Origin of the sequence: Inquilinus sp. YAF38, assembly GCF_052113205.1 — a bacterium.
GTDB lineage: Bacteria > Pseudomonadota > Alphaproteobacteria > DSM-16000 > Inquilinaceae > Inquilinus.
The window spans coordinates 1-16321 of sequence record NZ_JBFRCU010000057.1 but is presented as its reverse complement, the minus strand read 5'-3'; the positions used below and the strand labels follow the sequence as shown (position 1 = coordinate 16321).

General features: G+C 71.7%; 5 protein-coding genes and 1 pseudogene. All 6 read left to right on the top strand.

All coding sequences use genetic code 11. The features are described 5' to 3' along the window. The first annotated feature begins 70 nt into the window (after window positions 1-70). Window positions 71-721 (top strand): glycerol-3-phosphate 1-O-acyltransferase PlsY, encoded by a 651-nt coding sequence (plsY, locus tag AB4Z01_RS22890; protein WP_441697904.1) that lies wholly within the window; start codon window positions 71-73, stop codon window positions 719-721. A 198-nt stretch (window positions 722-919) separates the two neighbouring features. Next, window positions 920-2059 (top strand): DNA-processing protein DprA, encoded by a 1140-nt coding sequence (dprA, locus tag AB4Z01_RS22885; protein ID WP_441697902.1) that lies wholly within the window; start codon window positions 920-922, stop codon window positions 2057-2059. 79 nt (window positions 2060-2138) lie between these two features. Beyond that, window positions 2139-4796, top strand: a complete 2658-nt coding sequence (gene topA, locus AB4Z01_RS22880; RefSeq protein ID WP_441697900.1) for a type I DNA topoisomerase — start codon at window positions 2139-2141, stop codon at window positions 4794-4796. 367 nt (window positions 4797-5163) lie between these two features. After that, window positions 5164-7548, top strand: a complete 2385-nt coding sequence (gene rnr, locus AB4Z01_RS22875; protein WP_441697898.1) for a ribonuclease R — start codon at window positions 5164-5166, stop codon at window positions 7546-7548. A 92-nt stretch (window positions 7549-7640) separates the two neighbouring features. Continuing rightward, window positions 7641-9221 carry a S41 family peptidase gene (locus AB4Z01_RS22870; protein ID WP_441697897.1) on the top strand — a complete coding sequence of 527 codons (1581 nt, stop codon included), beginning with the start codon at window positions 7641-7643 and terminating at the stop codon, window positions 9219-9221. Between the two features lie 534 nt (window positions 9222-9755). Further along, window positions 9756-16321, top strand: a pseudogene (locus AB4Z01_RS22865) (hypothetical protein); the annotation flags it as partial.

Sequence of the window (16321 nt, the reverse complement as noted above, 5' to 3'; positions counted from 1 at the left end):
TCGCCCGACATCGCCGTTCCCCCGGCCGGGAAAATCGCCATGATGGAGCGGCGCAGGAACGGATTCGCTCATGTCCTCATTCGACCCCACCTCGACCTGGGTGCTCGCCGCCGCAGCGGTGCTGGGCTATCTGCTCGGCTCGATCCCGTTCGGCCTGGTGCTGACCAGGGCCGCCGGGCTGGGCGACATCCGCAGCATCGGCTCCGGCAACATCGGCGCCACCAATGTGCTGCGCACCGGCAACAAGGGCCTGGCCCTGGCGACGCTGCTGCTGGACGGCGGCAAGGGCGCGGCCGCGGTGCTGGTCGCCGGCCTGTTCGATCCGATGCTGGCGGTGATCGCCGGCGGCGGCGCCATGCTGGGCCACAACTACCCGGTCTGGCTCGGCTTCAAGGGCGGCAAGGGCGTGGCCACGGCGCTGGGCACGCTGCTGGCCATCATGTGGCCGGTCGGCGCGCTGTGCTGCCTGATCTGGCTGGTGATGGCCTTGCTGTTCCGCTACTCGTCCCTGGCCTCGCTGACCTCGGTCGCCGCGGCGCCGGTCCTGGCCCTGGCGCTGTCCGGCGTGGCGATCTTCGGCGCGGTCTGGACCGACCTGCCCCGCGCCGCCCTGGCCCTGTTCATCGCCGTGCTGGTGTTCATCCGCCACGACGGCAACATCCGCCGCCTGCTGCGCGGCGAGGAGCCGAAGATCGGCCAGAAGAAGACAGCGGCGGGCTGAGAGCCTCGACCCGGTTCAGCGCCCCTCCTTTTCTGTCATTGCCGGGCTTGACCCGGCAATCCAGGGGGCCACCCGGAGCGGCTTCGACATTACCTGGATGCCCGGGTCAAGCCCGGGCATGACAGTTGAGGGAGGCATGCTCCCTCCCGGCCCAATTGCCGATTGACCCGGCCGGCGCCCAGCCGCGAAGCTGGCGGGATGACGACGCCCCGGCGACCCTTGAGCGAAGCCGAACGGCTGGACTGGCTTCGCCTGGCCCGGACCGATGCCGTCGGGCCCATCACCTTTAATGCCCTGATCGACCGCTACGGCTCGGCCGCCGCCGCGATCGAGGCGTTGCCGGAGCTGTCGCGCCGCGGCGGCCGGCGGGCCGGGCTGAAGCCCCCCTCCGTCGCCGAGGCGAAGCGCGAGCTGGAGGCGCTGGCCCGGATCGGCGGCCGCCTCGTCGCCGTCTGCGAGCCCGATTATCCCGAGCTTCTCGCCGCGATCGAGGACGCACCGCCGGTGCTGTCGCTGCTGGGCCGCGGCGATCTGGCGGCCCGGCCGATGGTCGGCATCGTCGGGGCACGCAACGCCTCGCTCAACGGCCGCCGCTTCGCCCATGACATGGCGCGGCAGCTGGGCGAGGCCGGTTTCACCGTGGTCTCCGGCTTCGCCCGCGGCATCGATACCGCGGCACATGAGGGCGCCTTCGCCACCGGCACGCTGGCGGTGCTGGCCGGCGGCCTCGACATCGTCTACCCGCCGGAGAATGCCGGGCTGTACGACCGCCTCGGCCAATCAGGGCTGGCGGTGGCGGAATGCGCCCTCGGCACCCAGCCGACCGCGCGCCACTTCCCGCGCCGCAACCGGCTGATCTCCGGCCTGTCGCTCGGCATCGTGGTGATCGAGGCAGCGCTGCGCTCCGGCTCGCTCATCACCGCCCGCATGGCCGCCGAGCAGGGCCGACAGGTGCTGGCGGTGCCGGGATCGCCGCTCGACCCCCGCGCCCAGGGCTGCAACCGGCTGATCCGCGGCGGCGCCACCCTGGTCGAATCGGCCGAGCATGTGCTCGAGGCGCTGGCGCCGCAGATCTCCGCCCCGCTGCTGCGGGAACCGTCGCCCATGGCCCCTCGCCCCTTCTCCATTGCCGTCCCGCAGGGCGGCGACGGGGCCGAGGCCGACCGCGCCCGGGCGATGGCCGAGGTGCTGGAACGGCTGTCGCCGACGCCAACGGCGGTTGACGAACTGTTGCGCGATTGCCAATTGTCTCCGCCGGTGGTGCTGACCGTGCTGCTGGAGCTCGAACTCGCCGGTCGGATCGAGCGCCAGCCCGGCAACCGGATCAGTCTGCTTTGACGCAGCGCCCCGCGGCGCGGCGTGGTTTTCCTGGCGCCGCCCCTCCGGCGACGCCGTCGTAAAGATTGAGTGTGGCGCTTTGGCAGACCAGACCCTCGTCATCGTCGAGTCGCCCGCGAAGGCCAAGACGATCAATAAATATCTCGGCCGCGACTTCACGGTGCTGGCCAGCTTCGGTCATGTCCGCGACCTGCCGGCCAAGGACGGGTCGGTCCGGCCCGACGAGGACTTCGCCATGGACTGGGAGCTGGCCGACCGCGGCAAGTCCCGCATGGACGAGATCGCCCGCGCCGCCAAGGACGTCACCCGCGTGCTGCTGGCCACCGACCCGGATCGCGAGGGCGAGGCCATCTCCTGGCATGTCCAGCAGCTGCTGCGCGACCGCCGCGGGCTGAAGGACGTCGAGATCCGCCGGGTCACCTTCAACGAGATCACCAAATCGGCCATCCTCGACGCCGTCGCCCATCCGCGCGACCTGGACCAGGAGCTGATCGAGGCCTATCTGGCCCGCCGGGCGCTGGACTATCTGGTCGGCTTCACCCTGTCGCCGGTGCTGTGGCGCAAGCTGCCGGGCTCCCGCTCCGCCGGCCGCGTCCAGTCGGTGGCGCTGCGGCTGATCTGCGAGCGCGAGCTGGAGATCGAGCGGTTCCGGGCGCGCGAATTCTGGAGCATCGAGGCGGTGTTCCGCACCCCGAAGGGCGAGGAGTTCACCGCTCGGCTGACCCATCTGAACGGCCGCAAGCTCGACAAGTTCGACCTGCCGGACGAGGCCTCGGCCCGGGCCGCGGTGGCCACGATCGACCCGCTGGCCTTCGCCGTGACCTCGGTCGAGACCAAGCAGGTGCGGCGCCATCCCGCCCCGCCCTTCACCACCTCGACCCTGCAGCAGGAGGCGTCGCGCAAGCTGGGGATGAGCGCGACCCAGACCATGCGCACCGCCCAGCGCCTGTACGAAGGCGTCGACATCGGCGGCGAGACCGTCGGCCTGATCACCTATATGCGGACCGACGGCCTGACCTTGGCCGGCGAGGCCATCGCCCAGGCGCGCCAGGCGATCGGCAGCATGTACGGCCAGAATTACGTCCCGCCCCAGCCGCGGGTCTACAAATCGACCGCCAAGAACGCCCAGGAGGCGCATGAGGCGATCCGCCCGACCGACCTGCGCCGCCGGCCGGAGGAGGTGTCCCGCGCCCTGTCGCGCGAGGAGCTGCGGCTGTATGAGCTGGTCTGGAAGCGGACCATGGCCTGCCAGATGGAATCGGCGGTGATGGACCAGGCCATCGTCGACGTCGCCGATGCCCGCCAGACCGCGGTGTTCCGGGCCGTCGGCACGGTCATCCGCTTCGACGGCTTCCTCAAGGTCTACCAGGAGGACCGCGACGACCCGGTGGCCCCCGGGGAAGATGCCGATGAGAGCCAGCGCCGCCTGCCGGCGATGGCGAAGGGCGACGCTGTCGACCGCCGCAAGACCACCCCCGAGCAGCATTTCACCCAGCCGCCGCCGCGCTTCACCGAGGCCAGCCTGGTCAAGCGGATGGAGGAGCTCGGCATCGGCCGCCCTTCCACCTACGCCTCGATCCTGCAGGTGCTGCAGGACCGGGAGTACGTCCGGCTGGAGAAGAAGCGCTTCATCCCGGAGGACCGCGGCCGCATCGTCACCGCCTTCCTCGAGAACTTCTTCAAGCGCTACGTCGAATACGACTTCACCGCCAAGCTGGAGGAGCAGCTCGACGACATCTCGGGCGGGAAGCTCGACTGGAAGCAGGTGCTGCGCGACTTCTGGGCCGCGTTCCACGCCGCGATCGAGGGCACCAAGGACCTCAAGATCGGCGACGTGATCTCGGCCCTGGACGAGGCGCTGTCGGACCATCTGTTCCCGCCGAAGGGCGACGGCACCGACCCGCGGCTGTGCCCGTCCTGCGCCAAGGGCCGGCTGGGGCTGAAGCTCGGCCGCACCGGCGCCTTCATCGGCTGCTCGAACTATCCGGAATGCCGCTTCACCCGGCCGCTCGGCGCCCCGGGCGAGGACGGCGGCGCCGAGGACTCGGCCCTGCCGCGCCTGCTCGGCGACGATCCTGAGACCGGCCTGCCGGTGTCGATCCGCAAGGGCCCCTACGGCATCTACGCCCAGCTCGGGCCGAAGGACGAGGCGGCCAAGGGCGAGAAGCCGAAGCGCGCCTCGCTGACCAAGGCGCAGGACCCGATGGCGATGACGCTGCAGGAGGCGCTCGCCTTGCTGTCGCTGCCGCGCGAGATCGGCCGCCACCCGGAATCGGGTGAGCCGATCCTGGCTGGCATCGGCCGCTACGGGCCCTATCTGAAGCATGGCGACAAGTACAAGAACCTGCCGCCGGAAGAGGATGTGCTGAAGATCGGCATGAACCGCGCCGTCGACCTGCTGGCCGCCGACGCCGCCAAGGCCCGGCCCAGCGCCGAGCCGCTGCGCGAGGTCGGGGCGCATCCCGATGGCGGCGAGCCGATCAAGGTGTTCGCCGGCCGCTACGGCCCCTATGTCCGCCACGGCAAGGTCATGGCCTCGCTGCCCCGCGGCGTCGAGCCCGAGGCGGTGACGGTGGAAAAGGCGATCGAGTGGCTGGCCGCCAAGGCGGCGAAGGGTCCCGCCAAGGGCGGCCGCGGCCGGGCTCCGGCCAAGGCGGCGACCGCGAAGAAAGCGCCGGCCAAGGCGAAATCCGCCCCCAAGAAAGCCACCGCCCGCAAGGGCAAGGCCGCGGAGTGACCATAGCCTCCTCCCCCATCCACCGAATCTATTTGAGTCCCCCCTCCCCTCGCGGGAGGGGGCTAGGGGGAGGGGGTTCTCTCAGCCGGCTCGATCGGCATTCCCTGCAGGCATGTCTTGTTGCCTCTCCCGCCTGCGGGAGAGGTCGGGCTCGCGCAGCGAGACCGGGTGAGGGCGGCTCGGCCGCGACACCGGGATCGCTGTTTCAGGACCGGGCGGATCACGCGCTCACTCCTGGCAAAGTGGTGTTTTCGGAGAGGCCGCTATGCCCTCACCCGGACATCCTTCGGATGTCCGACCTCTCCCGCAAGCGGGAGAGGCAATCTGTTCGGATGCCCGCCATCTGTATTGCCGCGGCTCCCACCCCATGAACGAACCGCCCAACCGCAAGCCGCCGGTCCGCCGGCCGATCAAGCGGAAGAAGGTCGTCAAGACCGTCGTCCCGGCCAAGACGCCGCTGGGCAAGGGCAAGAAGGCGGCCAAGCCGTTCCCGACGCGCGAGCAGATCGCCGAGTTCCTGAAGTCGCGCGACGACACGGTCGGCAAGCGCGAGATCGCCCGCGCCTTCCACATCACCGGCGACGACCGGGTGCGGCTGAAGCAGCTGCTGCAGGACATGGCCGAGGAGGGCCAGCTGGAGAAGCGCCGCGGCCGCCGCATGCGGGCACCGGGCGCCGCGGCCCTGCCGAATGTCGCGGTGCTGCGCATCGTCGCCATCGACGCCGACGGCGAGGCCCTGGCCCAGCCGATCCGCTGGGAGGAGGACGAGCCGCCGCCGCGCATCGCCATGGCGGCCGAGGGCCGCGGCCAGGGCGCGCTGGCGGTCGGCGACCGGGTGCTGGCGCGGCTGCAGCAGGACGAGGACGGCAGCTGGACCGGCCGCACCATGCGCCGGCTGGAGAACCAGGCCGATGTCCGGGTCGTCGGCGTGTTCCGCCGTGGCCGCGACGGCCAGGCCCGCATCGTCCCGGCCGACAAGCGCGCCCGCGACACCTGGCCGGTGCGCGAGGGCGACACCGGCGGCGCCAAGGATGGCGACCTGGTCGAGGCGCTGGTCGAGGCCTCCGATCGCCTCGGGCCGCGCCGCACCGTGGTCACCGCCCGCTACGGCGACGCCGAGGATCCGCGCTCGATCAGCCTGATCGCCATTCATACCGCCGGCATCCCGACCGACTTCCGGCCCAAGGCGCTGGCCCAGGCCGAAGCCGCCGAGCCGGCCGCGCTGGGCAACCGGGTCGATCTGCGCCGGATCCCGCTGGTCACCATCGACGGCGCCGACGCCCGCGACTTCGACGACGCGGTCTGGGCCGAGCCCGACCCCGATCATCCCGGCGGCTGGCACCTGATCGTCGCCATCGCCGACGTCGCCCATTACGTGCCGCCGGGGTCGCCGCTGGACCGCGACGCCTTCGAGCGCGGCAATTCCTGCTACTTCCCCGACCGCGTCGTGCCGATGCTGCCGGAGGCGCTGTCGAACGGGCTGTGCTCGCTGCGCCCAGACGAGGACCGCGCCTGCCTGGCCGCCGATCTGTGGATCGACCAGCATGGCCGCCTCGTGCGCCACCGCTTCCGCCGCGGGCTGATGCGGTCGTCCGCCCGGCTGACCTATGAGCAGGTGCAGGCCGCCCGCGACGGCCAGCCGGACGAGACCACGGGCCCGCTGCTGGAGCCGGTGATCGCCCCGCTGTACGGCGCCTATCAGGCGCTGCTGGCGGCGCGGGACAAGCGCGGCACGCTGGAGCTCGACCTGCCGGAGCGCAAGGTCCAGCTGGGCGAGGATGGCCGCGTCGCCTCGATCGGAATCCGGGCCCGGCTCGACAGCCACAAGCTGATCGAGGAGTTCATGATCGCCGCCAATGTCGCGGCGGCGGAGACGCTGAGCGACAAGAGCCTGCCGGCGCTGTACCGGGTACACGACCAGCCCGACCGCGTCCGGGTCGAGTCGCTGAAGGAGTTCCTGGAGCCGCTCGGCTACACCCTGTCGCTCGGCCAGGTGATGCGGCCGCGGGTGTTTGGCCAGATCCTGGCGCGGGCGGTGGGCCGGCCGGAAGAGCCGATGGTCAATGAGATGGTGCTGCGGGCCCAGGCCCAGGCGGTGTACAGCCCGGACAATCTCGGCCATTTCGGCCTGGCCCTGCCCCGCTACGCCCATTTCACCTCGCCGATCCGCCGCTATGCCGACCTGACCGTGCATCGCGGCCTGATCCGGCTGCTGCATCTCGGCACCGACGGCGCCACCGACGAGGAGCTGTCGCGGCTGGAGGAGATCGGCAGCCACATCTCGGTCACCGAGCGCCGCGCCGCCCAGGCCGAGCGCGACGCGGTCGACCGGTACCTGGCCAGCTGGCTGTCGGACCGGATCGGCGCGATCCTGCCCGGCCGGATCGGCGGCGTCGCCAAATTCGGCCTGTTCGTGAAGCTGGACGAATCGGGCGCCGACGGGCTGGTGCCGATCTCGACCCTGCCGGACGACTATTACGACCATGACGAGGCGGCCCACGCCCTGGTCGGCCGGCGCTGGAACCGCGTGTTCCGGCTGGGCGCCCGGGTTCGGGTGCGCGTCACCGAGGCCGATCCGCTGACCGGCAGCACCGTCTTCGCCCTGGTCGATGCCGGCCATGGCGCCGATGTCGAAGGCCTGCCGCCGCTGCCGGAACAGGGGCGCCGGGGCCCCCCTCGGATCGGGATGCGATCAGGCCCCCGATCCGGCCGGAAACCAGGGTCCGGGCCGCCGCGCGGGCCTCGGCGTTGAACGCAGCCCTGCTGCGCTGCAATAATGCCTTTTTCCTGTCAAGTACCTGGCATAGAGTGGGCGTGAAAAGCTCGGGCCCGGAGTTCCATTAAGTGTTTCGTCAGAAGCGGTTGGCGGCGGTTGTTGCGGCGCTGCTGGTGCTGTCGGGCTGCCTCGCCTCCGCCCCGGAGTCTCCGGCCCCCGAGGCCGACGCGCAGTCCCGCGACGGCGGCCATTTCGCCGACCCCTCGGTGTTCACCGTCGGCTTCGACCGGATCCAGGAAGTCTATCTGGTCAAGGAGGATTTCGGGACGCTGGCGCTGGACGGGCTGAACGGCTTGTCCAAGCTCGACGACACGCTCAGCGCCCGCCGCGACGGCGGCCGGGTGCAGCTGGTCCGCGCCGGCCATGTGGTCGGGGATTTCGACTCGCCCGGGTCCGATGCCGCCTATGACTGGGGCACGCTGGTCGCCTCGACGCTCGACTCGGCCTCGCTGGCGTCGCCGAAGGTCGCCTCCGCCGGCAGCGAGATGGCTTATCAGGCGGTCTATGACGCGCTGCTGGCCGATCTCGACCCCTATTCCCGCTACGTCAACCCGGACCGCGCCCGCGACGACCGCGCCCAGCGCGACGGCTACACCGGCGTCGGCATCGCCCTCAGCCAGGACGAGCAGGGCCGGCCGGTGATCGGCGACGTCTTCCCGGACACGCCGGCCGCGCGCGCCAACCTGCTGAAGGGCTCGGCGATCGTCGCCATCGACGGCGTGTCGGTGGGGGATGCGAAGGTCGACGAGATCGCTGACCTGATGCGCGGCCCGGTCGGCACCAAGGTCGACCTGACCGTGCGCGAGCCCAAGGGCAGCAGCCGCACCGTCAGCATGACCCGCGCCAAGGTGATCGAGAACATGGTGCGCAGCGAGGTGCGCGACAACGTCATCATCGTCAAGCTGCTGCGCTACAACACCACCGCCGCCGCCGCGGTCCGCAACACCGTGACCGGGCTGCTGCGCGGCCTCAATGGCAAGGCCCGCGGCGTCGTCCTCGACCTGCGCGGCAATCCCGGCGGCCTGCTGGACCAGTCGGTGGCGCTGGCCGACATGTTCATGGACCACGGCCAGATCGTCTCGACCCGCGGCCGCAACCCGGACAGCGACCAGAGCTTCAGCGCCCGCGACGGCGACATCTCCGGCCACCTGCCGCTGGCCCTGCTGGTCGACGGCCATTCCGCCTCGGCGGCGGAGGTCACGGCCGCGGCGCTGCAGGATGCCGACCGGGCGATCCTGGTCGGCTCCACCTCCTTCGGCAAGGGCAGCGTCCAGACCGTGACCCGGCTGCCGAACGATGGCGAGCTGTTCCTGACCTGGAGCCGGATCTACGCGCCGTCCGGCTACACTTGGCACCGCCAGGGCATCCTGCCGACCATCTGCACCAGCGGCACCGGCACCGACGCCAAGGCGCTGATCCAGGCCTTCCGCGCCGGCCAGCTGCCGCGCATGGCCGATGTGGCGGCGGAGCGTTTCCAGGCGCCGGACGACGACGCGGCGCTGCGCCGCGTGCGCGCCGCCTGCCCCTGGCAGGTGCACGACGCCGACCTCGACCTCCAGGTCGCCATCGACCTGCTGAGCGACCCGGCCCTCTACGCCCAGGCCCTGGGCTCGCAGGACCGCGGCACCGTCGCCGCCCACGCGCAGTAACGTCCCGGTCCCGCGGCGGCCGTCCGCGCAGCTCCCGAAAGCGGACGCTTGCGAGACCGATTCAGAATGTCTCTTGGGCCTGGCAAAGGCATCGAACGCAGGAAATGAGAGTCCCCCCTCCCCTCGCGGGAGGGGGCTAGGGGGAGGGGGTTTTCGCCGTCAAGACCGGCCTGAACTCTGGCATCCGGCTCTGGCCGTCCCACCTGTTTTCTGCGCATTCGCGCGCGGACGCGCGCAGCCCCCTCCCCCTGCCCCCCTCCCGCAAGGGGAGGGGGGACTAAAAAGGAGCGGGCTCTCTTATTCCGAAAAGGCCCCGCCAGGCGGGAGAGGCAACGCGATATGCCCGAAATCCCGCTGCCCGACCGCGCGCGTAGAAGCAATAAACGATCAATCCTGACGATTTTGTCCTACCTGAATATGCAAAACGTCTGCTAAAATTTTACCATTCTGAGTCCCGGGCCAGCCGGGCGCATTCACAGCTCGGCCGCTCCTGCAGAATTCGGCGGTGGCGCCCCGAAGGCAGGAGGACGACCCGTGTCCCAGACCCTCAACGGCACCGCCGGCAACGACATCCTCACCGGGACCGATCCGGGCAATCCGGCCAATCCGGACGGCGTCGACATCATCAATGGCCTCGCCGGCAACGACACGCTCTCCGGCCTCGGCGGCAACGACATCATCTGGGGTGGCCTGGGCCAGGACGTCATGAACGGCGGCGGCGGCATCGACACGCTCAGCTATGCCAACGCCACCTCGGCCGTCGGGGTGGCGCTGAACTCCTTCGGCAGCTTCGGTGAAGCCGTCGGCGACCAGATGAGCGGCTTCGAGAACCTGATCGGCAGCGCCTTCGACGACCAGATCGCCGGCGACAACGGGGCCAACACGATCGACGGCGGCGCCGGCAGCGACTACATCCAGATCAGCGGCGGCGCCGACACGCTGATCGGCGGCTCCGGCGCCGGGGACCTCATCGACGCTCGCGTCTGGGGCTCGGGCATCACCATCAACCTGGCCACCGGGACCGCGACCGGGGGCGTCACCCTCTCCGGCTTCGAGGCGGCGCTGGGCTCGATGTTCGTCGACGTCCTGACCGCCGTCCTGAACAGCAACACCACGCTGGCCGGGTACAACGGCAACGACACGCTCAATGGCGGCAATGGCGCCGACGCCCTGTACGGCGACAGCTATGCCGGCATCAACGTTTCCGGCGGCGCCGACACGCTGAACGGCGGGGGCGGCAACGACATCCTCGAAGGTGGCCAGTTCGGCGACGTGCTGAACGGCGAGGGCGGCTTCGACACCATCACCTATGGTGGCTCCGCTGTCGGGGTAACCGTCAACCTGGCCACCGGCGTCGCCACCGGCGGCGAGGCCCAGGGCGACACGCTGATCAGCGTCGAGTGCGTCACCGGCTCGAACCAGGCCGACGTGCTGACCGGCGATGCCGGGGGCAACGTCCTCCAGGGCGGCAGCAGCGGCGACGTGCTCGACGGCGGTGCCGGGGCCGACACGCTGAGCGGCGGCTTCGGCGCCGACACGGCGACCTACGCCGCGTCCAGTGCCGGGGTGACCGTCAACCTGACGACGGGCAACGGCGCCGGGGGCGACGCCCAGGGCGACGTGCTGAGCAGCGTCGAGAGCCTCATCGGCTCGGCCGTCGCCGACGTCCTGATCGGCGGCCTCGGGGTCAATATCCTCGACGGCGGCACCGGCAACGACACGCTCCAGGGCCGCGCCGGTGCCGACACGCTGCAGGGCGGCGCGGGCACCGACACGGCGAGCTATGGCGCCTCGGTGGCCGGGGTCGTGGTCACGGTCAACGGCGCCGCCTCGGGCGGCGACGCCGATGGCGACACCCTGGCCGGCTTCGAGAACCTGACCGGCTCGGCCCAGGCCGACACGCTGACCGGCGATGCCGGGGCCAATGTGCTCGACGGCGGCGGCGGCGACGACACGCTCATCGGCCTCGGCGGCGCCGACACGCTGCAGGGCGGGCTCGGCAGCGACACCGCCACCTACGCCGCCTCGGCCGCCGCGGTCGTGGTCAACCTGCTGAACGGGACCGGCACGGGCGGCGACGCCCAGGGCGACGTGCTGACGGCCATCGAGACCCTGGTCGGCTCGGCCTTCGCCGACACGCTGACCGGCGACGCCGGGGCCAACATCCTGGCCGGCGGCAACGGCAACGACACGCTCCAGGGCCTCGGCGGCGCCGACAACCTGCAGGGCGGCGCCGGCAGCGACACCGCCTCCTACGCCGCCTCGGCGGCCGCGGTCGTGGTCAACCTGCTGAACGGGACCGGCGCGGGCGGCGACGCCCAGGGCGACGTGCTGACGGCGATCGAAACCCTGGTCGGCTCGGCCTTCGCCGACACGCTGACCGGCGACGCCGCGGCCAACATCCTGGCCGGCGGTGACGGCAACGACACGCTCCAGGGCCTCGGCGGCGCCGACGTGCTGCAGGGCGGCAACGGCATCGACACCGCCTCCTATGCCTCCTCGGCCGCGGCCGTCAATCTCAGCCTCTCATCCAACACCGCGACGGGCGGGGATGCCCAGGGCGACAGCTTCAACAGCATCGAGAACATCCTCGGCTCGGCCCTCGCCGACAACATCAACGGCGATGCCGGCGTGAATATCCTGGACGGCGGCGCCGGCGACGACCAGCTGGCGGGCCGCGGCGGCGCGGACGTTCTGCGCGGCGGGACCGGCAGCGACACGGCCTATTACATCGCGACCGGCAGCGTCACGATCAACCTCGCCACCAACACCGCCTCGGGCGGCGATGCCGCCGGCGACACCTTCAACAGCATCGAGAATCTCTCCGGCTCGAACCAGGCCGACAGCCTGACCGGCGATGCCGGGGCCAACATCCTCGACGGCATCGACGGCAACGACCTGCTCAACGGCGGCGCCGGGGCCGACACGCTGATCGGCGGCGCCGGCACCGACACGATCACCTATGTCACCTCCGCCGCGGGCATCGCAGTCAGCCTCTCGACCAACATCGCGTTGGGCGGCGACGCCCAGGGCGACAGCTTCAGCGGCATCGAGAACGTCACCGGCTCGGCCCTCGCCGACACGATCAATGGCGATGCCGGGGTGAATGTCCTGAACGGCGGCGCCGATGACGACCTGCTGGCGGGCCGCGGCGGCGCGGACAACCTGCAAGGCGGGACCGGCAGCGATACGGCCTCCTATGGCGCCTCGGCGGCCGCGGTCGTGGTCACGGTCAATGGCGCCGCGTCGGGCGGCGACGCCGCGGGCGACACCCTGTCCGGCATCGAGAACATCACCGGCTCGGCCCTCAACGACACGCTGACCGGCGACGCCGGGGCCAATGTCCTGGCCGGGGGCGACGGCAACGACACGCTCATTGGCCTCGGCGGTGCCGACACGCTGCAGGGCGGCAACGGCATCGACACCGCCTCCTATGCCGCCTCGGCGGCGGGCATCGTGGTCAGCCTGTCGACCAACACTGCGACGGGCGGCGATGCCGCGGGCGACAGCTTCAACAGCATCGAGAACATCATCGGCTCGGCCTTCGCCGACACCATCAATGGCAGTATCGGGGCGAATGTCCTGGATGGCGGCGCCGGCGACGACGTGCTCGCGGGCCGCGGCGGCGCGGATACGCTGCTGGGCGGGGCCGGCAGCGATACGGCCAACTATGTCGCGTCCGCCGCGGGCGTCACGATCAGCCTCGCCGCCAACACCGCGACGGGCGGCGATGCCGAGGGCGACACCTTCAACAGCATCGAGAACATCACCGGCTCGAACCTCGCCGATACCCTGACCGGCAATGCCGGGGCCAACGCCCTCGACGGCGCCGGCGGGGACGACCTGCTCGTCGGCGGCGCCGGGGCGGACACGTTGTTGGGCGGCGCGGGCATCGACACGGCGACCTATGCCGCCTCGGCCGTAGGCGTCACCGTCAACCTCCTGACCGGCACCGGCACGGGTGGCGATGCCCAGGGCGACACGCTGGCGGCCATCGAGAACCTCATCGGCTCGGCCTTCAACGACACGCTGATCGGCAGCGCCGCGGCCAATGTGCTGACCGGCGGCGACGGTGACGACACGCTCCGCGGCGGGGCCGGGGCCGACGCCCTCAACGGCGGCAACGGGACCGACACTGCCGACTACACGGGCTCGGCGGCGGCCGTCGCGGTCAACCTGCTGACCGGCACGGGCACCGGCGGCGACGCCCAGGGCGACACGCTGGCGGCGATCGAGAACGTCATCGGCTCGGCCCTCAACGACACGCTGGTCGGCAGCGCCGCGGCGAACGTCCTGGCCGGCGGCGACGGCAACGACGTGCTCCGCGGCGGCGCCGGGGCCGACGCCCTCAACGGCGGCAATGGGGCAGACACCGCCGATTACACCGGCTCGGCCGCGGCAGTGTCGATCAATCTGCTGACGAGTGCCGTCTCCGGCGGCGACGCCGCGGGCGACACGCTGACATCCATCGAGAACGCCACCGGCTCGGCCCTGAACGACACCCTGACCGGCAGCTCCGCGGCCAATGCGCTGAACGGCGGCGACGGTGACGATACGCTCCACGGCGGGGCCGGGGCCGACGCCCTCAACGGCGGCAACGGCACGGACACCGCTGACTACACCGGCTCGGTCGCGGCGGTCGCCGTCAGCCTGCTGAACGGGACCGGCGCGGGCGGCGACGCCGCGGGTGACACCCTGTCCGGCATCGAGACCCTGGTCGGCTCGGCCTTCGCCGACACGCTGACCGGCAGCGCCGCAGCCAACATCCTGGCCGGCGGCGACGGCAACGACGCGCTCCAGGGCCTCGGCGGCGCCGATGTGCTGCAGGGCGGCAACGGCACCGACACCGCCTCCTATGCCATCTCCGCCGCGGGCGTCATCCTCAACCTCACGAGCAACATCGGGTCGGGCGGCGATGCCGCGGGCGACAGCTTCAGCAGCATCGAGAACGCCACCGGCTCGGCCTTCGCCGACGTGATCAACGGCAGCGCCGGGGCGAATGTCCTGGCCGGCGGCGCCGGCGACGATGTGCTGGCGGGCCGCGCCGGTGCGGACGTCCTGCAAGGCGGGGCCGGCAGCGACACGGCCAACTACATCGCCTCCGCCGCGAGCGTCGGGATCAACCTTGCCAACACCGCCGTGAGCGGCGGCGATGCGACAGGCGACAGCTTCGACAGCATCGAGAATCTCTCCGGCTCGAACTTCAACGATGTCCTGATCGGCGACGCCGGGGCCAACGCCCTCTCCGGCGCCGGCGGGGACGACACGCTCGCCGGCGGCGCCGGGGCGGACGCGCTGGATGGCGGCGCGGGCATCGACACCGCCAACTACGTCGCCTCGGCCGCGGGCGTCACGGTCAACCTGCTGACCGGGACCGGCACGGGCGGCGACGCCCAGGGCGACACGCTGGCGGCGATCGAGAACGTCATCGGCTCGGACCTCAACGACACCCTGATCGGCAGCGCCGCGGCCAATGCGCTGACCGGCCGCGCCGGCGACGACGTGCTCCAGGGTGGCGCCGGGGCCGACACGCTGACCGGTGGCGCCGGCACCGACACGGCCAGCTACGCCGGGTCCAGCGCCGCGGTCGTGGTCACGGTCAACGGCGCCGCCTCGGGCGGCGACGCCGCGGGCGACACCATGACCGGCATCGAGAACCTGACCGGATCGGCCCTGAACGACACGCTGACCGGCGATGCCGGGGTGAATGTCCTGGCCGGGGGCGACGGCAACGACACGCTCCAGGGCCTCGGCGGCGCCGACGTGCTGCAGGGCGGCAACGGCATCGACACCGCCTCCTACGCGGCCTCGGCGTTCTCGGTCGTGGTCACGGTCAACGGCGCCGCCTCGTTGGGCGACGCCGCGGGCGACATCCTGTCCGGCATCGAGAACCTGACCGGCTCGGCCCTCACCGACTCGCTGACCGGCGATGCCGGGGCCAATGTGCTCGACGGCGGCGACGGCGACGACACGCTCATCGGCCTCGGCGGCGCCGACACGCTGCAGGGCGGCAACGGCAGCGACGACATCGCCTCCTACCTCGACTCGGCGGCCGCGGTCGTGGTCACGGTCAACGGCACCGGCACGGGCGGCGATGCCCAGGGCGACACGCTGGCCGGCATCGAGAGGCTCTACGGCTCGGCCTTCGCCGACACGCTGACCGGGGATGCCGGGGACAACGTCCTGGTCGGGTCCGACGGCAATGACACGCTCCAGGGCCGCGGCGGCGCCGACACGCTGCAGGGCGGCGCCGGCACCGACACCGCCTCCTATGCCGCCTCCGCCGCGGCCGTCACTCTCAGCCTCTCGACCAACATCGCGACCGGCGGCGACGCCGCGGGCGACAGCTTCAGCAGCATCGAGAACGTCATCGGCTCGGCCTTCGCCGACGCGATCGATGGCCAGGCCGGGGCGAATGTCCTGGCCGGGGGCGACGGCAACGACACGCTCCAGGGCCTCGGCGGCGCCGACGTGCTGCAGGGCGGCAATGGCAGCGACACCGCCTCCTACGCCGCCTCGGCGGCCGCGGTCTCGCTCAGCCTCACGACCGGCACCACCTCGGGCGGCGATGCCGCGGGCGACAGCTTCAGCAGCATCGAGAACGTCATCGGCTCAGCCTTCGCCGACACGATCAGCGGCGATGCAGGGGCGAATGCCCTGGACGGCGGCGCCGGCGACGACACGCTCTCGGGCCGTGCCGGCGCGGACTCCCTGCAGGGCGGCGCCGGCAGCGACACCGCCTCCTACGCCGCCTCGGCCGCCGCGGTCGTGGTCAACCTGCTGAACGGGACCGGCGCGGGCGGCGACGCCGCGGGTGACACCCTGTCCGGCATCGAGACCCTGGTCGGCTCGGCCTTCGCCGACACGCTGACCGGCAGCGCCGCGGCGAATGTCCTGGCCGGAGGCGACGGCAACGACACGCTCCAGGGCCTCGGCGGCGCCGACGTGCTGCAGGGCGGCAACGGCAGCGACACCGCCTCCTATGCCGCCTCGGCCGCCGCGGTCTCGCTCAGCCTCACGACCGGCACCACCTCGGGCGGCGATGCCGCGGGCGACAGCTTCAGCAGCATCGAGAACGTCATCGGCTCAGCCTTCGCCGA

Bases quoted from the DNA above. Each gene is read 5' to 3' on its own strand.
- plsY (WP_441697904.1), top strand. From the start codon at position 71: ATGTCCTCATTCGACCCCACCTCGACCTGGGTGCTCGCCGCCGCAGCG.
- dprA (WP_441697902.1), top strand. From the start codon at position 920: ATGACGACGCCCCGGCGACCCTTGAGCGAAGCCGAACGGCTGGACTGG.
- rnr (WP_441697898.1), top strand. From the start codon at position 5,164: ATGAACGAACCGCCCAACCGCAAGCCGCCGGTCCGCCGGCCGATCAAG.